Raw genomic sequence first — 22338 nt, forward strand, 5'->3', positions numbered from 1 at the left:
GCCCGACCGCGAATCTCACTGTCAGTGACGCGCCGTACGCTGAGCGCGTACAGGTGTGAACGGCGAAGGAGGCGCGCCATGACGGTGATGACGGTGGTGACGCAGCGGCCGAAGAGGACGGAGGACGTCCCGGGCGCCGCGGAGTTCGAGGAGCTGCGCCATGCGCTGGACGGGATGGATGTGCCCGCGGGCTACCAGGCGGCCCCAGGGGTTCTGCCTCGACGTCATGGAATCGCTGGCGGAGCAGCTGAAGCCGCACGCGCCGACGGGACACCGAGTCAGCCAGGCGCCCTGCCTGTACGTCTTCCCGAAGCGCCATCGCGGCTTCGGGCCGGACGTGCACGTGGCGGACGCGGCGGCCACGCGCGTCCGCGGCACACGCCTGCCAGGCGAGGCGCTGTCCCTGGTGGCCGAGCTGACTTCAAAGGCCACGGCCGAGCGGGACCGCTTCGAGAAGGTGGAGAGCTACGGTCGGGCCGGAGTCCCGGTGTACGTCCTGGTGGACATGCTGGCCTCACGGGTCGTGGTGCACTCGCGGCCCTCCGAGGGGGACGGCTACCGGACCGCCTGGAGACGAAGTTCGGCGAAGCGGCGCACGTTCCGGCGCCGTTCGGCTGCGATATCGGCACCTCGGGCTGGGAGACCTGAGCCCGGCCGCCCCCCGGCCCCGCGGGTGAACGGCGGGGCCGGGGGCGAAGATCAGCGGGAGGTCAGCAGCCGACGAGGCGGACGGCCAGGTAGGACTCGATCTGGTCCAGGGAGACCCGCTCCTGCTTCATGGAGTCGCGCTCACGCACGGTCACCGCGTTGTCGTCGAGCGTGTCGAAGTCGATCGTCACGCAGAACGGCGTGCCGATCTCGTCCTGCCTGCGGTAGCGGCGGCCGATGGCGCCCGCGTCGTCAAACTCGATGTTCCAGTTGCGCCGCAGCGCCGTTGCCAGGTCCCTGGCCTTCGGCGACAGCTGCGGGTTGCGCGAGAGCGGCAGCACGCCGACCTTGACCGGGGACAGCCGGGGGTCGAGGCCGAGCACGACGCGCTTCTCCATCTTGCCCTTGGCGTTGGGCGCCTCGTCCTCACGGTAGGCGTCCAGCATGAAGGCCAGCATGGTGCGGCCCACGCCGGCCGCCGGCTCGATGACGAACGGCGTCCAGCGCTCGCCCGCCTCCTGGTCGAAGTAGCTCAGGTCCTGACCCGACGCCTTGGAGTGCGAGTTGAGGTCGTAGTCGGTGCGGTTGGCGACGCCCTCCAGCTCGCCCCACTCCGACCCGCCGAAGCTGAAGCGGTACTCGATGTCGACGGTGCGCTTCGAGTAGTGCGACAGCTTCTCCTTCGGGTGCTCGTACCAGCGGATGTTGTCCTCGGACAGGCCGAGGTCGCGGTACCAGTTCCAGCGCTGCTCCATCCAGTAGCCGTGCCACTGCTCGTCCTCGCCCGGCTTGACGAAGAACTCCATCTCCATCTGCTCGAACTCGCGCGTGCGGAAGATGAAGTTGCCCGGCGTGATCTCGTTCCGGAAGGACTTGCCCATCTGCGCGATGCCGAACGGCGGCTTGCGGCGCGACGTCTGCTGCACGGCGGCGAAGTTGGTGAAGATGCCCTGGGCGGTCTCCGGGCGCAGGTACGCGACGGAGCCGGTGTCCTGGGTCGGCCCGAGGTGGGTGGCCAGCAGCCCGGAAAATTGCTTGGGCTCGGTGAACGAGCCCTTGTTCCCGCAATTCGGGCAATTGATGTCGGCGAGGCCGCTCGCCGGCGGGTGGCCGTGCTTCGCCTCGTACGCCTCCTCCAGGTGGTCCGCGCGGAAGCGCTTGTGGCAGGAGGTGCATTCGGTCAGGGGATCGGTGAACGTGGCGACGTGCCCGGAAGCCTCCCAGACCTCGGTGGCGAGGATGACCGACGAGTCGAGTCCGACCACGTCGTCGCGCGAGGTGACCATGGCGCGCCACCACTGGCGCTTGACGTTTTCCTTCAGCTCCACTCCCAGCGGTCCGTAGTCCCAGGCGGCGCGCTGCCCCCCGTAGATCTCACTGCTGGGGTAGACGAAGCCACGGCGCTTGCTGAGGCTGACGATGGTGTCGATCTTGTCGGCGGCCACGGTGCTCTCTTCAGGACGAAGGACGACATGGGATTGCCTCAGGTTACCGGCGTACGAGGGGCGCGCAGCAAATCGGTTGAGCGGAAGGCCGACCGCCTCCCGGTATCCCCCGACAGGAGGCGCTGATCACACTCATGTTGACACATTTGACAATCGTTTCCACATAACTTGAAAATGGCTGTCATGACCGCAAGAAGCCGTTCACGCTCTCGCTCCCGAATATCCGCCACCGCCCTGGTCGCCGGCATCACGGCGCTCGGCGTGCTCACCGGATGCGGTTCCGACGACGGCGACAACGGTGGGGGCGGCGGGGACGGCGGCCGGCTGGACGTGGTCACCTCGTTCTATCCCCTGGAGTTCCTCGCCGAACGCATCGGAGGGGAGCACGTCGACGTCCAGACCCTCACCGAGCCCGGCGCCGAGCCGCACGACCTGGACATCAGCCCGCGGCAGACCGCGGAGCTGACCGACGCCGACCTGGTCGTCTACCTGGCCGGGCTCCAGCCCGCCGTGGACGAGGCGATCGAGCAGTCCGGCGCGCAGGACGTCGTCGAAGCCTCCTCGCTCACCACCCTGCGCGAAGAGGAAGCGCACGAGGAGGACCACGACCACGACCACGGGGACGAGCACGCGGACGAGCACGCGGATGAGGGCCACGGTCACGAGGACGAAGGCCACGAGGGCCACGACCACGGGCACGACCACGGCGGCCAGGACCCGCACGTCTGGCTCGACCCGGTGAAGTACGCCGAGGTCGCCGAGGGGCTCGGCGCGGCGCTGGCCGAGCAGGACCCGGACCACGCCGCCGACTACGAGCGGAACACGGCGGAGCTGACGGACGAGCTGGCCACCCTGGACGGGGAGTTCGCCGAGGGGCTCGCCACCACGGAGACCGACACGTTCATCACCACGCACTCCGCGTTCGGCTACCTCGCCGAGCGCTACGGCCTGCACGAGGAGTCCATCAGCGGCCTCGACCCCGAGTCCGAGCCGAGCGGCGCCCGCATGCGCGAGCTCCAGGAGATCGCCGAGGCGGACGACGTCAGCACCATCTTCTTCGAGACCCTCGTCAGCGACGAGACCGCGCGTACGCTCGCGGGCGATCTCGGTCTGGAGACGGCCGTCCTCGACCCCCTGGAGGGAATCACGGAGGACTCCCCGGGCGCTGACTACTTCGAGGTGATGCGCGCCAACCTTCAGGCCCTGCGCGAGGCGCTGGGCGCATCCTGACCGACCACGGAAGCGGTGACCCATGGAGACCGTCATATCGCTGGCCAAGGTGACCGCCGAGCTGGGCGGGCGGCCCGTGCTGCGCGGCATCGATCTGGCCGTGCGCCCCGGCGAGGCGGTCGCGCTGCTCGGCGCCAACGGGTCGGGCAAGTCGACGGCCGTGCGGGCCGTCGTCGGCCAGGTGCCGGTCACCGGGGGTGAGCTGACCCTGTTCGGCTCGCCGGTCCGCCGGTTCCGCGACTGGGCGCGCGTCGGCTACGTGCCGCAGCGTTCCACCGCCGCCGCCGGCGTGCCCGCCACCGTGCGCGAGGTCGTGTCCGCCGGGCGGCTCGCCCGGCGCCGGCTGCGCCCGCTCGGCCGGGCCGACCGGGCCGCCGTGGACCGGGCGCTCGGCCTGGTCGGCCTCGCGGACCGGGCGGCGGAGTCCGTGAACGACCTGTCCGGCGGCCAGCACCAGCGGGTGCTGATCGCCCGCGCGCTGACCGGCGAGCCGGACGTGCTGATCATGGACGAGCCGCTGGCGGGCGTGGACCTGGACAGCCAGCAGGTGCTCGCGGACACGCTGCGCGAAGCGCTGGGCCGCGACGTCTCCGTACTGCTCGTGCTGCACGAGCTCGGGCCGCTCCAGCCGCTCATCGACCGGGCCGTGGTCCTGGCGGACGGCCGGGTGGAGCGCACCGTCGAACGGCCCGGCCGCCTGCCCGGCACGCAGACCGCCTGCCACCCGCCGGCCGCCGACGAGCTTTCCGCCACGCCCACCCTCCGGACCGGAATCCTCTGATGCTCGAACTTCTCGACTACCCCTTCATGCAGCGGGCCCTGCTGGCCGCGCTGCTGATCGGCGTTGCCGCACCGGCCGTCGGCATCTACCTGGTGCAGCGCCGGCAGGCCCTCATGGGCGACGGCATCGGCCACGTCGCCCTGACCGGCGTGGCGCTCGGCTTCCTGCTCGACACCAGCCCGGTCTGGATGGCGGTGGCCGTGTCCTCGCTCGGCGCGGTCGCGATGGAGCTGCTGCGCGCCTGGGGGCGGGCGCGCGGGGACATCGCGCTTGCCATGCTGTTCTACGGCGGCATGGCGGGCGGTGTCATGATCATCAACCTGGCCCCGGGCGGCTCGACGGCGAACCTCACCTCCTATCTGTGGGGCTCGGTCACCACCGTCTCCCCGTCCGACATCACCGCGATCACGTTCCTGTCCGGTTTCGTGCTGCTGATCTGCCTCGGCCTGCGCCGCCAGCTGTTCGCCGTCTGCCAGGACGAGGAGTTCGCACAGGTCACCGGCCTGCCGGTCCGCACGCTCAACCTGCTGCTCGCCGTCACCGCGGCGGCCACCGTCACGGTGGCCATGCGCGTCGTCGGGCTGCTGCTGGTCAGCGCGCTCATGGTGATCCCGGTGGTGGCCGCGCAGCAGGCGACCCGCGGGTTCGCGATGACGCTGGCCCTGTCCGTGGCCATCGGCGTGCTGGTCTCGGTGTCCGGAACGGTCACCTCGTACTACGTCGACGTCCCGCCGGGCGCCACGATCGTGCTCATCGCGCTCGGCCTGTTCCTGCTGATCTCCGCCCTCGCCCTGCCGCTGGCCAGGCGCCGCGCCCGCCGGGCCGCGCCCGTTACCCCCGCCGTGGCGAAGGCCCATCCGGCCGTCCGTTCGTGACGGCCGGGAAAGCGGCTACCCTGGCCGGGGCACGGATGCCGGATGCAGGGAGGCCAGACGTGGGGACGGCAGAACCGCCGGTGCGAGGCCGGTCGACGCGCCAGCGCGCGGCGGTGGCGGCGGCACTGGCCGAGGTCGACGAGTTCCGCAGCGCGCAGGAGCTGCACGACATGCTCAAGCACCGCGGCGACTCGGTGGGCCTGACGACCGTCTACCGGACTCTCCAGTCCCTGGCCGACGCCGGCGAGGTCGACGTGCTGCGCACCAGCGACGGCGAGGCGGTCTACCGCAGGTGCAGCACCGACGACCATCACCACCACCTGGTGTGCCGCTCCTGCGGCAAGGCGGTGGAGGTGGCGGGTCCAGCGGTGGAGAAGTGGGCCGACACGATCGCACGCGAACACGGCTTCCGGGACGTCGACCACACGGTGGAGATCTTCGGCACCTGCGGCGACTGCACCACCTGAGCCGCACGCGGATTCCGCAGGTGCGCGGGTTTCGCGGTTTTCCACCCACGCCCCAGCTAGTAAGGTTAGGCTTACCTCACCTGTTTCGGATCGGTGAGGGAGCTGTGCATGGCAGACGACGAGACGGCCGGGCCGCGGGTTCCGAGTGAGCGGGGGCGGGTGACTCAGCTCGTCTTCGGCACCATGGCGGCACAGACGCTGCGCGCGGCGGTCGAGCTTGGTGTCATGGAGCGGATCGGCGAGGGGGAGCGCACGGCCCGCGATGTGGCGCGGGAGTGCGGTACGCAGCCCGTGGCGACGCTCCGGCTGCTGCGCGCGCTGGCCGGTCTCGGGCTGCTGGCCCAGAGCGGCCCCGACACGTTCACCGCGACCCCGGCGGGCGCGCTGCTCGACGGGCGGCGGCCCGACTCCTACGCCTCGTTCGTCCGGATGTTCTCCGATCCGGTCATGACCCGCGCCTGGGAACGGCTCGCGGACAGCGTCCGCACCGGCGAGACCTCCTTCGACGCCGTGTTCGGCGCCGACTTCTTCGCCCACCTCGGGCGCCGGCCCGAGCTGTCGGCCGAGTTCAACGCCGCCATGAGCCAGGGCACGCGGGCGGCGGCCCAGGCGCTTCCCGGCGCCTACGACTTCGGCCGGTTCTCGCGGGTGGTGGACGTCGGCGGCGGCGACGGCACACTGCTGGCCGCCGTGCTGACGGCGTTCCCCGCGCTGCGCGGCGTCGTGTACGACACGGCCGAGGGGCTGGCGCAGGCCGCGGGCGTCTTCGCGGACGCGGGCGTCGCGGACCGGGCCGAGACGGTGGCCGGCGACTTCTTCGTCTCGGTGCCGTCCGGTGGCGATCTGTACCTGCTCAAGAGCGTGATCCACGACTGGAACGACGAGCAGTGCGCCGGTCTCCTGCGGCGCTGCGCCGAGGTCCTGCCCGCGCACGGCCGGGTTCTGATCGTCGAGCCGCTGCTGCCGGAACGGGCCGAGGAGGCGTTCGGCGGGCTGCCGTACCTGAGCGATCTGAACATGCTGGTGAACGTCGGCGGGCGGGAGCGCACCCGCGGGGAGTTCGCGGACCTCTGCCTGGCGGCGGGGCTTTCCGCGCCGGTGATCACCCCGCTGCCGCCGCCGCACTCCTTCGCGCTGATCGAGGCCGCTCCCGCCGGCTGACCCGGCCACGGCTACAGGCGTGCGGCCGGGTCAGCCGTGCGCAGCGGGTGCCGGGTCGACCTCGGCCGCACCCACGCGGGAACGGTCAGGAGCCGGGCTTGGACCGCAGCTCGTTGGGGATGGCGCCGCCGAACCTGCGGTCGCGCGAGGCGTACTCGACGCAGGCGTCCCACAGGTTGCGCCGGTCGAAATCCGGCCACAGGACGTCCTGGTAGACCATCTCCGCGTAGGCGCTCTGCCAGAGCAGGTAGTTGGACGTGCGCTGCTCGCCCGAGGGGCGGAGGAAGAGGTCGACATCCGGCATGTCGGGAAAGTACAGGTACCGGGTCAGCGTGCGCTCGTTCACCTTCTCCGGCGATATCCGGCCGGCGCGCACGTCCTCGGCGAGGCGCGCCGCGGCGTCCGCGATCTCCGCGCGCCCGCCGTAGTTGACGCACATGTACAGCGTCATCGCCTCGTTGTCCCGGGTGCGCTCCTCCGCGGTCTGGAGCTTGCGGATCACCGACTTCCACAGCCGCGGCTCGCGCCCCGCCCACCGGACGCGCACGCCGAGCGCGTGCAACTCCTCCGTGCGCCGGTCGATAACGTCCCGGTTGAAGCCCATGAGGAACCGGACCTCGTCCGGTGAACGCTTCCAGTTCTCCGTGGAAAAGGCGTACAACGACAGGTTTTTCACGCCGATCTCGATGCAGCCCTTGACGACATCGAGCACGACCTGCTCGCCGATCTTGTGCCCCTCGGTGCGCGGCAGCCCGCGCTGCTTGGCCCACCGGCCGTTGCCGTCCATGACGATCGCGACGTGCCCGGGCACCAGCTCACCGGGCAGCTTGGGCGGACGCGCACCCGACGGGTGGGGGTCGGGAACCCGGTATTCGCGGCGCCGCGCAGGCGCCAGCATTCCGCGGCGAGCCATAGGGGAACTCCGTTTAGTCGTTGCGGTCCTGTCACCGAGGGTATCCCGGTCAGCCCTTCTCGACGAACCTCAGGGACCGCAGCCCTCTTTCCAGATGCCAGTGCAGATAGGCCGACACCAGCCCGCTGCCCTCGCGCACGTGCCTGGCCTGCGCGCCGTCCGCCGTCGCCCAGTCGCCGGTGAGCAGCGCGCCCAGCAGCCGCAGCGCCTCGGGCGAGGGCACGACGCTGCCCGGCACGCGGCAGTCGCCGCACACCGAACCGCCCGCCGCCACGGAGAAGAAGCGATTCGGCCCGGTCATGCCGCACTTGGCGCAGTCCGCGAAGCTGGGCGCGTAGCCGCCGACGGCCAGCGAACGCAGCAGGAACGCGTCGAGCACGAGCCCCGGCGCGTGCTCCCCGGCGGCGAGCGTCCGCAGGCCGCCCACCAGCAGCAGGTACTGCTGAACGTTCGGCTCGCCCTCGTGGTCGGTGAACCGCTCCGCCGTCTCCAGCATCGCGGTGCCCGCGGTGTACCGGCCGTAGTCGTCGACGATGTGCCGTCCGTAGGGCCGGATCGTCTCGGTCTGGGTGCACAGCGGAAGCCCGCGCGCCACCAGCGCACTCCCCCGCGCGAAGAACTGCACGTCCACGTGCGAGAACGGCTCCAGGCGCGCGCCGAACCTCGACTTCGTGCGCCGCACCCCGCGCGCCACGGCGCGCACCCGGCCGTGACCGCGCGTGAGCAGGGTGATGATCCGGTCCGCCTCACCCAGCTTCTGGGTGCGCAGCACGATGCCGTCGTCGCGGAACAGACTCATGCGGCCATTCTGGCCCATGCCCCGTTCGGCCCACCCCCGCCGGGCGGGGCGGGCCCGCCTCGCGGATGGTGGGAAGGTGGACCCCACCCTGACGCCCCGCCGCACCACGTGGCTCCGCAGGGTCCTGATCCCCGGCGAGCCTGCCCTGCGCATCGGCCGCCTGAACGTCTCCTGGGTGCTGCCCGCCGCGCTGTTGGCCGCCATCGCGATCGGCGACTGGAACAGTTCGGGCGACTTCCGCATCATCACCTGGATCGTGCTGGTGCCGGGCATCGCGGCGGCGCTGTGCGGAGTCGCGGCGACCCTGATCTTCGGCGTGCTGTCCGTGGTCACCTACGTCGTGCTGGACAACGCCTGGGAGTACAGCTACCAGAAGGGGCCCGCCGACTTCCTGCTCGTGGTGGCCGGAGCCGCCCTCGCGGTGCTCGCCTCCTGGCTGAGCGGGCGCGCGCGGGGGCACATCCGGCGGGTGGTGAACGCGGCGGACGCCATCCGGCTCACCGTGCTGCGCCCGATCCCGCCGGGCGCGGGCGGTCTGGACACCGCGAGCCTTTACCTCACCGCGGACATCGAGACCAGGGTGGGCGGCGACTTCTTCGACGTGCAGCCCTCGCCGCACGGAGCGCGCGTGCTGCTCGGCGACGTCCAGGGCAAGGGCACCGGCGCGGTGGACGCGGCGGCGGCGCTGCTGAGCGCGTTCCGGGAGGCGGCCTACTACGAAAGCGACTTGGCCGTGGTGGCCGAACGCCTGGAGAGCCGGATGCGGCGGCACAACGGCTACATGGCCGAACTCGGCCAGCGGGACGAACGTTTCGCAACGGCCGTGCTCGTCGGCTTTCCTGCCACGGTCACCGACTGCGTCGAGCTGGTCAACTTCGGTCATGGCGGGCCCCTGGCCCTCACCCCCTCCGACGTGCGGAGCCTGCCCGAGGGCACCGGCGTGCCGCTCGGTCTGGCCGGGCTGATCGGCGGGCTGCCACCCGTGCTGCGCGTACCGTTCGGCACGGGTGAAACACTGCTGCTGGTGACGGACGGGGTGACGGAGGCCCGGGACGGCAACGGCGCGTTCCTGCCGCTGGCGGAGCACCTCCGGCGGGTCGGCGACGACCTCGCGCCCCAGTCCGTGGTGACCCGGGTGGAGGTGGCGGTGCTCGCCCACACCCGCGGGCGGCTCGCGGACGACACGGCCATCCTGGCCGTCCGGCGCATGCCCCCCTGCCCGGCGGACCCGGCCCGCTGACCGAAGCGCAGGACCGGAGCAGGACCGAAGCAGGACCGAAGCAGGACCGGAGCACGACCGGAGCACGACCGGAGCCGGGGACTCCGCGTCACCGGACGACCCCGGAACGGCAACGGTTCGGTACGGCCCCGTACCAGCGGCAGGGGCTGGGGCTAGGCTCCGGGCCATGACGGCCGACAGCGACAGAACCCGGTGGCGGTTCCGCCCCGTGGCCCTCGGGGCCGCGTTCTTACTCGCCGCGGCAACGGCGTGCTCCGGCTCCGAGGAGCCGCCCTGGGGCGGCGCTTCGGGCGATACCTCGGAGGGCGCCCTGCTGAGCGCACTGGAGAAGGTGCCCTACGCGGACGCGCCACCCGAGGGCCTGGCCTGGGTGGACATCGAACGTGCCGAGGAACTGCTGGCCGCCGACGAGCAGCGGTTCACGTACGTCCAGGACTTCGGCACGTCGCTGCTCAGCCATTACAGCGTGCCTGAGCACCGCTACGGCCTCGACCCGGCCGCCGCGCACACCGCGGTCACCGTGGGCTTCCGGGACCAGTGGGGCTTCTGGGCGGGCGACTTCGACGCCGCGGCCGTCGCCGAGGACCTGGCCGCGGACGGCTTCCGCGAGGATCGGTCGGGCGAGGCACCCGTGTGGACCGGGCCGGAGGGGCAGCCCGTGCTCCAGGTCACCGGCGAGGAGATCACCTGGGGCAACGAGGGCTTCGACCCGGCCGGCTCCGCGAGCGGCACCCCGCTCACGGAGGCCCCCGGCTATCAGGAGCTGAGCCGCTGCCTCGGCGACGAGGTCTACCGCGTGGACGTCATACAGCGCGATCCGGACAGCGCGGTGCTCGTCTGGGCCGTGGGGCTGCTCGCCGAGTCCCCCGAGGACACCTCAAGCGTGCTGTGCGGCATCAGCGCCGACCAGGACGCGGCGGACCGGGTCGCCGACCGTCTGCGCACCGTGCTCGACGAGGACGATGAGGCGTACGCGGGCAGCGAGATCGAGCGCGTCGACGGGGACCGGCCCGGCGTGCGGGTGCACATTCCGGACGATGCGGCCGAGCACCGGCCGGGGCGGCTGCTGACCCACCACATGGATCTGATGCTGGCCATGTCCGACCTGTGAGGCCGCCCCGCGGGGCGCGGCCGCCTCACTGCGGGGCGCGCGGAGTGATCAGGCCCGATTCGTAGGCCACGATGACCAGTTGGGCCCGGTCGCGCACGCCGAGCTTGCCCATGATGCGGCTGACGTGCGTCTTGGCGGTGAGCGGTGACAGGCCGAGCGCGTCGGCGATCTCCGCGTTGTTCAGGCCGCGCGCCACCAGGGCCAGCACCTGCCGTTCCCGGTCGGACAGCCGGGCGAGCGCGGCGGGCGTGGCCGTGCCGCCCGGGGCGTCGGGGGCGCGCAGCGCGCGGGCGATCAGGCGGGCGGTGGGACCCGGCGAGAGCAGCGCGTCGCCGGCCGCGACGATGCGGACGGCGTCGAGCAGGTCGGCCGGCCTGGTGTCCTTGACCAGGAAGCCGGAGGCCCCGGCGCGCAGCGCCGCCACCACGTGCTCGTCGGTGTCGTAGGTGGTGAGGATCAGCACCTTCACGCCCGCCAGATCCTCCTCCGCGGCGATGCGGCGGGTCGCCTCGATGCCATCGAGGTCGGGCATCCGGATGTCCATGACGACCAGGTCCGCACGCGCGGTGCCGGCCAGTTCCACGGCCTCGCGGCCGGTGCCCGCCTGTCCGACGACCGCCATGTCCTGCGCCGAGTCGATGAGCATGGCGAACGCCGACCTGACGAGCGTCTGGTCGTCCGCGAGCAGCACTCTGATCATCTGGGGGCCTCCTGGGCGGGCAGCCGGGCGGTGACGACGAAGCCGGGGCCGTCCTCCCGGGCGCCGGCGAACAACGTGCCGCCGATGCTGCGGGCCCGTTCCCGCATCCCGGCGATGCCGTAACCGGGCGGGTCGGCCGCCGTCTTTCCGGCCGGGGACGGATTTCCGGCCGGGAACGGCACGGACCCGCCGTCCGCCGCCGGCCCGTCGTCCTGGACGCGGATGCGCAGGTCGGGCCCGTCGCGCCGGACGGACACCCGTATCAGCACCTCGGCGCCCGCGTGCCGGACGGCGTTCGTCAGCGCCTCCTGCACGATGCGGTACGCCGCCGCCCCGGACGCCTGCGGCACCGGCTCCGCCGCGTCGAGGGCCAGTTCGACCCGGGCGCCCGCGGCCTCCGCGGCCCGGACCAGGTCCGGCAGCCCGGCGAGCCCCGGCAGCGGCCCGTCCGACTGCCGTTCGCCGTCGCCGCGCAGCACCTGGAGGGTGGTGCGCAGGTCGGCCTTCGCGTCCCGGCACGTGCCGGAGATGCTGTCGAGCGTCTCGGCCACCGCGGCCCGGTCGAGGCGCTCGGGACCGGCGGTCAGCAGGTGCGCGGCGACCGAGGCGCGCACCCCGATGAGCGTGATGGTGTGCGCGAGCAGGTCGTGGAGGTCGCGCGCGATGCGCACGCGCTCCTCCGCGACCCGGCGCGCGGCCTCCTGCTCGCGCGTGCGCTCGGCGCGCTCCGCACGTTCCCGCATGGCGGCCAGGTACTGGTGGTGCAGGCGCACCGCCTCGCCGAAGGCGATGACCGCCAGAATCCAGCCGGAGACCTGGAGCATTTCGACGCCGCGCTCGGGCCCCGACGAGGACCACACGGCCAGGATGACGGCCACCACGAGCACGGCCATGCCCAGGGTGCGCCGCCGCGGCCCCGTGGCGGCGGCCGTGAAGACCGCCAGCGCCGAGGCGGCGAACGGCGCCGCGTGGGTGTAGTCCAGGGCGTGGTAGAGCGCGGCGAAGGCGAGGCACAGCACCAGCACGGGCAGCGGCCGGAGCCGCCGCCACGCCAGCGGCACCACCGCACCGGCCAGCAGGAGCCAGCCGAGCGCGTCCAGCGGGCCGCCGTCGTGCTCGACGGTCACGGCGAGGGTGGCGCACAGCAGGCCGACGCCCGCGGCGATCGCCCCGTCCCGCCGGAACACCCGGTGCTCCGGGTCGTCCTCGCCCTCGGGCCGCGCCGGTTGCAGCAGATCCCTGATCACGGACACGCGTTCATCATCGGCCATCCGCGGCGGCGCCCGCGGGGCGGGCCGTGAACGTGCCGGGCAGCGCGCCGACCGCGCCGACGAGGCCGCGTCCGTTCATCGGCTCGGCTGTCACGTGCCCGGTGCCCATGGGCCGCCTCCTCGTGCGTTGCGCTGTGCGGACTTGCTGTGCGACTTGCTGTGCCGGCTTGCTGTGCCGGCTTGCCGTGCGGGCTTCCAGACTCCCCCGCCGCCGCGGGCCGGCGCGTCGTCCTGCGGGGCGAGGTCGCGGGTACTGCGGCCGGGGGCAGTCCTGGCGCGTTACTCCCCGGGGAGTAGCGCGCGGGGCGCCCGGTGGACGTCTCGGATGCTGATACGGCCGGGGCGGGTGGCGCGGGGCGGGTTAGGCTTGCCGTGCGATGCGTTTCGGGATGCTCCTCCTTAGCTGCCGCGGCGAGGGTCTGTAGTCACCTACGGCCGGCCCCCTCCCCGCGGAGTTCGGCGTTGCCGTCGGCCCTCTTTCCCACCGGGGCGCACTCCGGCCCCCGGTCGACGCCCAGGAGACACGCATCATGAGCAAGCCGACGCCGCTGACCGCCGCCTCCGTGACCCAGCGGTCCTCCGGAATGCCGATCCACAAGTACCGCCCCTACGAGGCGGTCGACATCCCCGACAGGACCTGGCCGCAAGCGCGCGTCACGGCCGCCCCCCGCTGGCTGTCCACGGATCTGCGCGACGGTAACCAGGCCCTGATCGACCCGATGTCCCCCGCGCGCAAACGCGCGATGTTCGACCTGCTGGTACGGATGGGCTACAAGGAGATCGAGGTCGGGTTCCCGTCCTCGGGCCAGACCGACTTCGACTTCGTGCGCTCCATCATCGAGGAGGACGCGATTCCGGAGGACGTCACCATCTCCGTGCTGACGCAGGCCCGCGAGGAGCTGATCGAGCGCACCGTCGAGTCGCTGGTCGGCGCCCACCGGGCCACCGTCCACCTGTACAACGCCACGGCCCCCACGTTCCGCCGCGTCGTCTTCCGCGGCGGGCGGGACGAGGTCAGGCAGATCGCGGTGGACGGCACCCGGCTGGTCGTGAAGTGCGCGGAGAAGCTGCTGGACGACCGGACGGCGTTCGGCTACCAGTACAGCCCGGAGATCTTCACCGACACCGAGCTGGACTTCGCCCTGGAGGTCTGCGAGTCGGTGATGGACGTGTGGCAGCCGGCCGAGGGGCGCGAGATCATCCTCAACCTGCCGGCCACCGTGGAACGGTCCACGCCGTCCACGCACGCCGACCGCTTCGAGTGGATGTCGCGCCACCTGTCGCGGCGTGAGTTCGTCTGCCTGTCCGTCCACCCGCACAACGACCGCGGCACCGCCGTCGCGGCGGCCGAGCTGGCGCTGATGGCGGGCGCGGACCGGGTGGAGGGCTGCCTGTTCGGGCAGGGCGAGCGCACCGGGAACGTGGACCTGGTGACCCTGGGGATGAACCTGTTCTCGCAGGGCGTCGACCCGATGATCGACTTCTCCGGGATCGACGAGATCCGCCGCACCTGGGAGTACTGCAACCAGATGACGGTCCACCCGCGCCACCCGTACGTGGGCGACCTGGTCTACACGGCCTTCTCCGGCTCCCACCAGGACGCCATCAAGAAGGGGTTCGAGGCGATGGCGGCCGAGGGCGCGGACGGCGTGTGGGACGTTCCCTACCTGCCGATCGACCCCAAGGACGTCGGCCGCTCCTACGAGGCGGTCATCCGGGTCAACTCGCAGTCCGGCAAGGGCGGTGTGGCCTACGTGCTGAAGAACGACCACAGCCTCGACCTGCCGCGCCGCATGCAGGTCGAGTTCTCCCGCATCATCCAGGAGAAGACCGACGCCGAGGGCGGCGAGGTCACCCCGGGGCAGATCTGGGAGGTCTTCTCCGACGAGTACCTGCCGGTGCCGGGCACGGGCTGGGGCCGCATCGCGCTGCGCGACGCGCAGACCTCGACGACGAGCGAGGGCGAGGACGCGCTGACCGTGGAGGCCGTGGTGGACGGCGCGGACACCGTGCTGACCGGCACGGGCAACGGGCCGCTCGCCGCGTTCTTCGACGCCCTGGGCTCGGCGGGCGTGGTCGGGGACGAGGTCAGGCTGCTGGACTACGTCGAGCACACGATGAGCGAGGGCGCGGGTTCGCAGGCCGCGGCGTACATCGAGTGCGCGATCGGGGACCGGGTGCTGTGGGGCGTCGGCATCGACGCCAACATCGTGCGCGCCTCCCTGAAGGCGGTCGTATCCGCCGTCAACCGCGCGGCGCGGTAGCGCACGACGGCGGGGCCGCGCGCTGTTTGTGCGTCCGGACTACTGACGCCGACGGTGGAGTGTGGTTAACATCACGCCCACGGCAATGTTGCCAGCGGGTAACGGAGGTACGGCGTGGTGCACTCCCGGATGGCGGGCGTCCGCACGGCCTGGCGTGTGGTGGACGACGGGGACTTCTTCTGCGTCTCGTGCGGCGGGGACCGCTGCTACCGGCGGCTGAACGGGCGGCGCAGGCTGACGCTGCTCGGGCTGCCGGTGCTGCCCCGCGGGGCGGCCGAGCCCGTGGTGGAATGCGTGGCCTGCCGCGGCCGGTTCCCGCTCGGCGCGCTGAACCAGCCGACCACCACGCGGCTCACCGCGCTGCTGCGCGACGGCGTCCACTCCATCACGCTGGCCCTGCTCGCCACGGGGGACAACGCCGCCGCCAACGCCGCCACCCGCCGCACCGCGGTGGAGGCGGTGCGGGCGGCGGGGTTCGCGGACTGCACCGAGGAGCGCCTGCTGACGCTCCAGGCCGCGCTGGCCGCCGACAGCCCCGCGCAGCTGGACCGGGAGGTGCGCGAGGCGCTGTCGGCGCTGACCCCGCATCTGGCGAGCCCGGGCCGCGAGAGCCTGCTGCTGCACGGGGCCCGCATCGCGCTGTCCGACGGGCCGTACCGGACCTCGGAGCTGGCCATGCTGTCGGTGATCGGCGAGGCCCTGAGCCTCGGCCCCGCCGACACCGAACGGCTGCTGGCGACGGCGGCGCTCTCCGCGTAACGGCCGCGCCCGCGGGCCGAGTCGGGGCGTTCAGGGCGTGCGGCGGCGCAGGGGCGTTCAGGGCGTGCGGCGGCGCAGGGTCACGGCGGCCAGCGCGAGGAAGCCCAGCGCCATGCCGACGACCACGGCCACGTCGCGCAGGAAGTGGTCGGGGACACCGGTGCCGTTGAGCACGCCGGTCATCGCGTTCACCGAGTACGACATCGGCAGCACGTTGGAGGCGTACTCCAGCGCGGGCTGCATCGTGTCGCGGGGCGCGAACAGGCCGCACACCAGGATCTGCGGCACGATCAGTGCCGGCATGAACTGCACGGCCTGGAACTCCGAGGCGGCGAACGCCGATACGAAGAGCCCGAGGGCGATGCCGAGCAGCGCGGTGAGCAGCGCCATGAACAGCAGCAGCCACGGCGATCCGGCGAGGTCCAGGTCCAGCAGCCACACCCCGACGGCGGTGGCCAGCCCCGCCTGGAGCACCGCGAACGCGCCGAACGCGAGCGCGTAGCCAAAGATCAGGTCGCCCTTGCCCAGCGGCATCGCCATCAGCCGCTCCAGCGTGCCCGTGGTGCGCTCGCGCAGCGTCGCGATCGAGGTGGTCAGGAACATCGTGATGAGCGGGAAGATCCCCAGCAGAGAGGCCCCGACCCGGTCGAACAGCCGCGGGTCGGCGTCGAAGACGTAGTGCAGCAGCGTCAGCAGGAACAGCGGAACGAACAGCAGCAGCGCAACGGTCCGCCGGTCGTGGCCGAGTTGGCGCAGCACACGGCGCGCGGTGGCGAGCGTGCGGCCCACGCTCACGGCGTGCGCGCCCTGCGGTCGGCCTCGACGAGGTGCAGGAACGCGTGCTCGACGGAGTCGGTGCCGGTGCGGGCCCGCAGCTCCCCTGGCGTGCCCTCGGCGAGGACGCGGCCCTCGCGCATCAGCATCAGCCGGTCGCAGCGGTCGGCCTCGTCCATCACGTGCGAGGAGATCAGCAGCGTGGCCCCCCGTTCCGCCGCCAGCCGGTGGAACAGATCCCACAGGCTGCGGCGCAGCACCGGATCGAGACCCACCGTCGGCTCGTCGAGCACCAGCAGCTCCGGCGCGCCCAGCAGCGCCACCGCAAGCGACACCCTGGCCCGCTGGCCGCTGGACAGCCGCCCGGCCAGCGCACCCGCGTGCTCGGTCAGATCGACGTCCGCGAGGACGGAACGGACGTGCTCGGAACGGTCGGCCCGCCCGACGCCGAGGACGGCGGCCCAGTAGTCCAGGTTCTGCGTGGTCGTCAGGTCGAGGTAGACGGACGGGGCCTGGGTGAGATAGCCGAGGCGGTGGCGCAGCGCGGCGCTGCCGGCCCGTTCGCCCAGCACCTCAAGACGCCCGGTCACCCGCGCCTGCGCCCCCACGACCGCCCGCATCAGCGTCGTCTTGCCGCAGCCGGAAGGCCCGAGCAGCCCGGTCACGGTGCCGCGCGGCACCGAGAACTCCAGCTCCTTCAGCACCGGCGCCCCGCCGCGCACGACCCCGAGGCGATGTGCGAGCACGGCCGGCCGGGACGTGTCGTTCATGCCGCCATTGCACCCCGCCCCGGCTGCCGCCGCGCGCGGGCGGCGGCAATCGGGGGACGGCCCCCGGGCCTTCAGAAGCCGAGGCGGCGCAGCTGCTTGGGGTCGCGCTGCCAGTCCTTGGCGACCTTCACGTGCAGGTCGAGGAAGACCGGCGTGCCGAGCAGGGCCTCGATCTGCCGCCTGGATGTGGTGCCGACCTCCTTCAGCCGCTTGCCCTTGGGGCCGATGACGATGCCCTTCTGGCTGGGCCGCTCGATGAAGAGGTTGGCGTGGATGTCCAGCAGCGGCCGGTCCGCCGGGCGGTCCTCCCGGGGCAGCATCTCCTCCACCACCACCGCGATGGAGTGCGGCAGCTCGTCCCTGACGCCTTCGAGGGCGGCCTCCCTGATCAGCTCCGCGATCATGACCAGCTCGGGCTCGTCGGTGAGGTCGCCCTCCGGGTACAGCGGCGGCCCCTCGGGCAGCAACGGCACCAGCAGCTCTGCCAGCAGCTCGACCTGTCGGCCCTCGACGGCGGAGACCGGGACGATCTCCGCCCACTCGAAGCCCGACTCCTTGCCCAGCTGGTCCACCGCGATCAGCTGCTCGGCCAGGGCATCACCCGCCATCAGGTCCGTCTTCGTGACGATCGCGACCTTCGGGGTGCGGGTGATCTGGGCCAGCTCCTTGGCGATGAACCGGTCGCCGGGTCCGACCTTCTCGTTCGCGGGCAGGCAGAAACCGATCACGTCGACCTCGGCCCACGTGGCGCGGACCACGTCGTTCAGCCGCTGGCCGAGCAGCGTCCGCGGCTTGTGCAGGCCCGGGGTGTCCACGAGCACAAGCTGCGCCTCCGGCCGGTGCACGATGCCGCGGACGGTGTGCCGGGTGGTCTGCGGGCGGTTCGAGGTGATGGCGACCTTGGTGCCGACCAGGGCGTTGGTGAGGGTGGACTTGCCCGCGTTGGGGCGGCCCACGAAGCAGGCGAATCCGGAACGGTGGTCCGGCGGCGGCGTGCTCATGAGGCGGCGATCGTCTCGCGGAGCCGTCCGTCGGGCCCTGCCAGCAGCACGGGAACGCCGGGCCCGCCGAGGTCGCGCACCGCGGCCAGGTCGCCGTCCGGCAGCGCGTCGGCCTCGGACACCACCGCGGCGGCCTCAAGCGACCCGGCGCCGCTGGCCACGGCCATGGCCACGGCGGTCCGCAGCGCGCTCAGGTGCAGCGAGGCGAGCGCGACGGTGGCGGCCACGTAGGTGCGGCCCGTCTCGTCCCGCACCGCGGCCCCCTCCGGAACGCCGTTGCGGGCGCGGGCACTCCGCGCCAGCGTGATGATCTTGCGGTCCTCGGGGTCAACGGCGTCATTCATGGGTCCGAGCTTATGCGGTGCCGACGGGTCACAGATCCGTGGTGCCCGGCTGATCCGGCGGCGGGGCCGGGGTGCGGCCCTCGGCGACCTGCCGCAGCTTCTCCGCCGCGCGTTCCGCGATGGCCGCCATCTCCTCGGTGCCCTCGTCCTCCCGCCCGGCCTGTGCGACGCGGACGGTGTGCGCGCCGACCCGCACCACCACCAGATCGGCCACGACCGGCGTCGCCGCGCCGGGACCCGACGGGCGCCGCTGGTACCGGACGGCCACGCTCTCGTCGCCCAGCCGTTCGGCGTCCAGCGCGGCGGCGTCGTAGGACACGGTGACGGTGCCCTCCCCGGCGCGCTCCTGGGTGTGAACGGTGGCGCACGCGCCGCGCACCGCGCCCTCCACCGCGGCCAGCACCCGCCCGGCCGCGGCCTCGTCGCCGTGCGCGGCGGCGACCGTGGTGACGAACGGGCCGCTGCGGGTGCGGGCGAACCCGGCCCGCGCGGCGGTGTCCGCCGTGCTGTCGAACAACCCGCCGCAGGCGGGCTCCGCCGGCCGCGGAACGCCGAAGCCCCGCTCGGCGGCGGACCGTTCACTGTCCCCGGCCCACCCCGCGGGCAGGTCCACCGCGTCGAGCAGCGCCTCGCGCAGCTGCCGCTCGCCGAGCACGTCGGCGGCGGCGGGCTGGCCGGGCGCAAGCCCCAGACTCAGTGCGGCCGCCCCCGCGACGACGGCCGTGCGTAGATGCGCGTACATGCTTCCATGGCGCCAGCCGGCCGCCCGTACGGCCACCGTCGCACGCCCATTGGAGTGAGCGCGCCCCTTCCGGGCCTTCCGCCCCTTCCGGGCCTTCCGGGCCTTCCGGGCGCGCGCGTCAGTCCGCGGGCTCCGCGGGGGCCGGGACCGGCTCGACCACGATGCGGTCGATCCGGTTGCGGCGGCCGGCCGGTGACTCCGCGGTCAGGCGCAGCCCCGCGATGCCGTCCGCGAGCGCGCTGCGCCCCTGCTCCTCGGACACGTCCACCACGGCGTGCGCGCCCGCGATGGGCACCCGCCCGAGCGCCTTGGCCAGCAGGCCGCCGACGGTCTCCACGTCCTCGTCGTCCAGCCGCAGCCCGTACAACTCGCCCAGCGCCCCCAGGTCGAGGCGCGCGGTGACCCGGTGGGCGCCGTCGCCCAGCTCCTCCACCGGCGGCAGCTCCCTGTCGTACTCGTCGGTGATCTCGCCGACGATCTCCTCCAGGATGTCCTCGATGGTGACCAGACCGGCCGTGCCGCCGTACTCGTCGATCACCACCGACACGTGGATGTGGTCGCGCTGCATCTCGCGCAGCAGATCCCCGGCGTTCTTGGTGTCGGGCACGAACGAGGCCGCGCGCATCACCGCCTCCACCTGGTCGGCCTCCGCCTCCCTGCTGACGTGCACCCGCCGCACCAGGTCCTTCAGGTAGACGATGCCGACGACATCGTCATCGCTCTCCCCCGTGACCGGAATCCGGGAGAAACCCGAGCGCAGCGCGAGCGTCATGGCCTGGCGCACCGTCTTGTGGCGGTCGATCGACACCAGGTCGGTGCGCGGCACCATCACCTCGCGGACCAGCGTGTCGCCCAACTCGAAGACGGAGTGCACCATCCGGCGCTCCTCGTCCTCGATCAGCGACTCGCGCTCGGCCAGGTCCACCATCGCCCGCAGCTCCGCCTCCGAGGCGAACGGCCCCTTGCGGAAGCCCTTCCCCGGCGTCAGCGCGTTGCCGAGGATGATCAGCGCCTGCGTCAGCGGGCCGAGCACGCGGGCCAGCGGCACCAGCACGTAGGCCGCGGCGGTCGTGGTCGCCAGCGGGTGCTGCCGGCCGATCGTGCGCGGGGACACCCCCGCGGCGACGAACGACAGCAGCACCATCACGCCGAACGCCACGGCGAGCGCCTGCCAGACCTCGTCGAACTCCTTGAGGCAGGCGTACGCCACCAGGACCCCGGCGCCCATCTCGCCCGCGACGCGCAGCAGCAGCGCCAGATTGAGGTAGCGGGTGGGGTCGGCGGCCACCGCGGCGAGCCGGGCGGCGCCCCGGCGCCCGGCGCGCACCGCCTCCTCGGCCCGGTAGCCGGTGATCACCGCGAGGCCCGCCTCGGCGCAGGAGGAGAGCCAGGCCACCACCAGGAGCCCGAACACGGCGAGCAGCAGGGTGGCGGTCATGTCGTCGTGGGGGCGGGGGACGGGCCCGGCAGCCCGCGCTCGTCGCGCCAGCCGTCGACGATGGCCTTCTGGAGGCCGAACATCTCGGCCTTCTCGACGGGCTCCTCATGGTCGTAGCCCAGCAGGTGCAGCACCCCGTGGACGGTGAGCAACTGCAGCTCCGCGTCCATGGAGTGGCGGGTCGGGGCCTGCTCGCCCTGCATCCTCGCCACCTCCGGGCACAGCACCACGTCCCCGAGGAGCCCCTGCACGGGCTCCTCCTCCTCGCGGGAGGGCGGACGCAGCTCGTCCATCGGGAACGACATCACGTCGGTGGGCCCGGACAGCTCCATCCACTGGAGATGGAGCTGCTCCATCGCCGCTACGTCGACCGCGATCACCGACAGCTCGGAAAGCGGGTGAATCCGCATCCGGCCGAGGGCGTAGCGGGCGATGTCGAGGATGGCCCGTTCATCGATGTCCAGGCCGGATTCGTTGTTGACCTCGATCGCCATGATGCGGGGCGGCTACTTTCCGTTCCGGTCGTCGAAGCGGTCATAGGCGTCCACGATGCGGCCGACGAGCTTGTGCCGCACCACGTCCTGGCTGGTGAGCCGGGAGAAGTGGACATCGTCCACGCCGTCGAGGATGTCCTGCACCTGCCGCAGACCGCTCTTGGTGCCGCCGGGCAGGTCGACCTGCGTCACGTCGCCGGTGATCACGATCTTGGACTCGAACCCGAGCCGGGTGAGGAACATCTTCATCTGTTCCGGGTTCGTATTCTGCGCCTCGTCCAGAATGATGAACGCGTCGTTGAGCGTCCGGCCTCGCATGTACGCCAGGGGCGCGACCTCGATCGTGCCCGCGCTGAGCAGCCGCGGGATCGAGTCGGGGTCGAGCATGTCGTGCAGGGCGTCGTAGAGCGGCCGCAGGTAGGGGTCGATCTTCTCGTAGAGCGTGCCCGGCAGGAAGCCGAGCCGCTCCCCTGCCTCGACCGCGGGCCGGGTGAGGATGATGCGGTTGACCTGCTTGGACTGGAGCGCCTGCACGGCCTTGGCCATGGCCAGGTACGTCTTGCCGGTACCGGCCGGGCCGATCCCGAAGACGATGGTGTGGTGGTCGATGGCGTCGACGTACCGCTTCTGGTTCAGCGTCTTGGGCCGGATCGTCTTGCCGCGGTTGGACAGGATGTTCTGCGTGAGCACCTGCGCGGGGCTGGTGCCGCCGCCCGTCCCGTCCGTGCCGCGCAGCATCGCGATCGACCGCTCGACGGCATCCTCCGTCAGGGGCTGACCGGTCCGCAGCACGAGCATCATCTCGTCGAAGAGACGCTGCACGAGCTGGACGTCGTCCTGCTCGCCGGTGGCCCTGATCTCATTGCCCCGGACGTGGATGTCGGTCCCGGGAAAGGCACTTTCGATCACGCGGAGCAGCGCGTCTCCAGAACCCAGCACCGTCACCATCGGATGCTTGGCCGGGACGGTGAACCGGGCGGTCGCCTCAGGAGCCGGGGCCGCTGGCTGGTGTGTGGGTGTCTGTGTCATGGGCGGCCCACTGCGGACCTGCTCATCCCTCTCTGCACTGGAGTACCTGAAGTCCAGGGTACGACGAGGGACCGACAGAGCC

22 protein-coding genes and 1 pseudogene are annotated in these 22338 nt (G+C 72.4%); 10 read left to right on the plus strand and 13 right to left on the minus strand.

What is annotated here, in order from left to right; all coding sequences use genetic code 11:
* Positions 1-226: 226 nt before the first annotated feature.
* Positions 227-502 (plus strand): annotated as a pseudogene (locus RM779_RS33715) (Uma2 family endonuclease); the annotation flags it as partial.
* A gap of 208 nt (positions 503-710) precedes the next feature.
* Here RM779_RS33715 and RM779_RS15335 read toward each other — a convergent pair.
* Positions 711-2093 (minus strand): glycine--tRNA ligase, encoded by a 1383-nt coding sequence (locus RM779_RS15335; RefSeq protein ID WP_077061528.1) that lies wholly within the window; start codon positions 2091-2093, stop codon positions 711-713.
* A gap of 174 nt (positions 2094-2267) precedes the next feature.
* On the opposite strand from RM779_RS15335, the gene RM779_RS15340 reads away from it, so the two are divergent.
* The 5 genes from RM779_RS15340 to RM779_RS15360 all read left to right on the plus strand — a co-directional run bounded on the left by RM779_RS15340 (position 2268) and on the right by RM779_RS15360 (position 6607).
* Complete coding sequence (locus RM779_RS15340) at positions 2268-3323, plus strand: metal ABC transporter substrate-binding protein (protein ID WP_394813298.1); 1056 nt, start codon at positions 2268-2270, stop codon at positions 3321-3323.
* Positions 3324-3345: 22 nt separating this feature from the next.
* Entirely contained in the window at positions 3346-4104 is a 759-nt protein-coding gene (locus RM779_RS15345; protein ID WP_311618250.1) for a metal ABC transporter ATP-binding protein, read from the plus strand.
* Complete coding sequence (locus tag RM779_RS15350) at positions 4104-4979, plus strand: metal ABC transporter permease (protein ID WP_311618251.1); 876 nt, start codon at positions 4104-4106, stop codon at positions 4977-4979. The genes RM779_RS15345 and RM779_RS15350 overlap by 1 nt, the downstream gene beginning before the upstream one ends.
* A gap of 59 nt (positions 4980-5038) precedes the next feature.
* A complete protein-coding gene (locus RM779_RS15355; RefSeq protein ID WP_077061524.1) occupies positions 5039-5446 on the plus strand; it encodes a Fur family transcriptional regulator in 408 nt (135 codons plus the stop codon).
* Between the two features lie 108 nt (positions 5447-5554).
* Positions 5555-6607, plus strand: coding sequence for a methyltransferase (locus RM779_RS15360; protein ID WP_311618252.1), 1053 nt, complete (start codon positions 5555-5557; stop codon positions 6605-6607).
* Between the two features lie 85 nt (positions 6608-6692).
* On the opposite strand, the gene RM779_RS15365 is transcribed toward RM779_RS15360, so the two are convergent.
* Positions 6693-7520: an isoprenyl transferase gene (locus tag RM779_RS15365; protein WP_311618253.1), complete on the minus strand. Its 828-nt coding sequence runs from the start codon at positions 7518-7520 to the stop codon at positions 6693-6695.
* Positions 7521-7569: 49 nt separating this feature from the next.
* The gene (gene recO, locus RM779_RS15370) at positions 7570-8319 is read right to left on the minus strand and encodes a DNA repair protein RecO (protein WP_077061520.1); all 750 of its coding nucleotides are present in this window, start codon (positions 8317-8319) and stop codon (positions 7570-7572) included.
* 76 nt (positions 8320-8395) lie between these two features.
* Between recO and RM779_RS15375 the strand changes: the two genes are divergently transcribed.
* A complete protein-coding gene (locus RM779_RS15375) occupies positions 8396-9559 on the plus strand; it encodes a PP2C family protein-serine/threonine phosphatase (RefSeq protein WP_311618254.1) in 1164 nt (387 codons plus the stop codon).
* A gap of 166 nt (positions 9560-9725) precedes the next feature.
* Positions 9726-10670: a hypothetical protein gene (locus RM779_RS15380; protein WP_311618255.1), complete on the plus strand. Its 945-nt coding sequence runs from the start codon at positions 9726-9728 to the stop codon at positions 10668-10670.
* A gap of 25 nt (positions 10671-10695) precedes the next feature.
* Here the strand turns inward: RM779_RS15380 and RM779_RS15385 are convergent, their stop codons facing one another.
* Together RM779_RS15385 and RM779_RS15390 are read right to left on the minus strand one after the other, a co-directional pair.
* On the minus strand, positions 10696-11370 hold the full coding sequence (locus RM779_RS15385) for a response regulator transcription factor (protein ID WP_311618256.1): 675 nt from the start codon (positions 11368-11370) through the stop codon (positions 10696-10698).
* Complete coding sequence (locus tag RM779_RS15390; RefSeq protein ID WP_311618257.1) at positions 11367-12623, minus strand: sensor histidine kinase; 1257 nt, start codon at positions 12621-12623, stop codon at positions 11367-11369. Before RM779_RS15390 ends, RM779_RS15385 begins: the two co-directional genes overlap by 4 nt.
* Positions 12624-13171: 548 nt before the next feature.
* Between RM779_RS15390 and leuA the strand changes: the two genes are divergently transcribed.
* Both leuA and RM779_RS15400 read left to right on the plus strand, forming a co-directional pair.
* The gene (leuA, locus tag RM779_RS15395) at positions 13172-14905 is read left to right on the plus strand and encodes a 2-isopropylmalate synthase (protein WP_311618258.1); all 1734 of its coding nucleotides are present in this window, start codon (positions 13172-13174) and stop codon (positions 14903-14905) included.
* Between the two features lie 129 nt (positions 14906-15034).
* Positions 15035-15664, plus strand: a complete 630-nt coding sequence (locus RM779_RS15400; protein ID WP_394813303.1) for a TerB family tellurite resistance protein — start codon at positions 15035-15037, stop codon at positions 15662-15664.
* Positions 15665-15721: 57 nt separating this feature from the next.
* On the opposite strand, the gene RM779_RS15405 is transcribed toward RM779_RS15400, so the two are convergent.
* The 8 genes from RM779_RS15405 to RM779_RS15440 all read right to left on the minus strand — a co-directional run bounded on the left by RM779_RS15405 (position 15722) and on the right by RM779_RS15440 (position 22256).
* Positions 15722-16459 carry an ABC transporter permease gene (locus RM779_RS15405; protein ID WP_311618260.1) on the minus strand — a complete coding sequence of 246 codons (738 nt, stop codon included), beginning with the start codon at positions 16457-16459 and terminating at the stop codon, positions 15722-15724.
* Positions 16456-17208 (minus strand): ABC transporter ATP-binding protein, encoded by a 753-nt coding sequence (locus tag RM779_RS15410; RefSeq protein WP_311618261.1) that lies wholly within the window; start codon positions 17206-17208, stop codon positions 16456-16458. Before RM779_RS15410 ends, RM779_RS15405 begins: the two co-directional genes overlap by 4 nt.
* A gap of 71 nt (positions 17209-17279) precedes the next feature.
* Positions 17280-18209, minus strand: a complete 930-nt coding sequence (gene era / locus RM779_RS15415) for a GTPase Era (RefSeq protein ID WP_311618262.1) — start codon at positions 18207-18209, stop codon at positions 17280-17282.
* Positions 18206-18553: a cytidine/deoxycytidylate deaminase family protein gene (locus RM779_RS15420; protein ID WP_077061513.1), complete on the minus strand. Its 348-nt coding sequence runs from the start codon at positions 18551-18553 to the stop codon at positions 18206-18208. The genes era and RM779_RS15420 overlap by 4 nt, the downstream gene beginning before the upstream one ends.
* A 28-nt stretch (positions 18554-18581) precedes the next feature.
* Entirely contained in the window at positions 18582-19295 is a 714-nt protein-coding gene (locus RM779_RS15425) for a hypothetical protein (protein WP_311618263.1), read from the minus strand.
* A gap of 118 nt (positions 19296-19413) precedes the next feature.
* On the minus strand, positions 19414-20733 hold the full coding sequence (locus RM779_RS15430) for a hemolysin family protein (RefSeq protein ID WP_311618264.1): 1320 nt from the start codon (positions 20731-20733) through the stop codon (positions 19414-19416).
* Positions 20730-21227 (minus strand): rRNA maturation RNase YbeY, encoded by a 498-nt coding sequence (gene ybeY, locus RM779_RS15435; protein ID WP_311618265.1) that lies wholly within the window; start codon positions 21225-21227, stop codon positions 20730-20732. Before ybeY ends, RM779_RS15430 begins: the two co-directional genes overlap by 4 nt.
* 12 nt (positions 21228-21239) lie before the next feature.
* Complete coding sequence (locus tag RM779_RS15440; protein ID WP_311618266.1) at positions 21240-22256, minus strand: PhoH family protein; 1017 nt, start codon at positions 22254-22256, stop codon at positions 21240-21242.
* Positions 22257-22338 lie beyond the last annotated feature (82 nt).

Origin of the sequence: Streptomyces johnsoniae (genome assembly GCF_031845565.1) — a bacterium.
Taxonomy (GTDB): Bacteria; Actinomycetota; Actinomycetes; order Streptomycetales; family Streptomycetaceae; genus Streptomyces; species Streptomyces johnsoniae.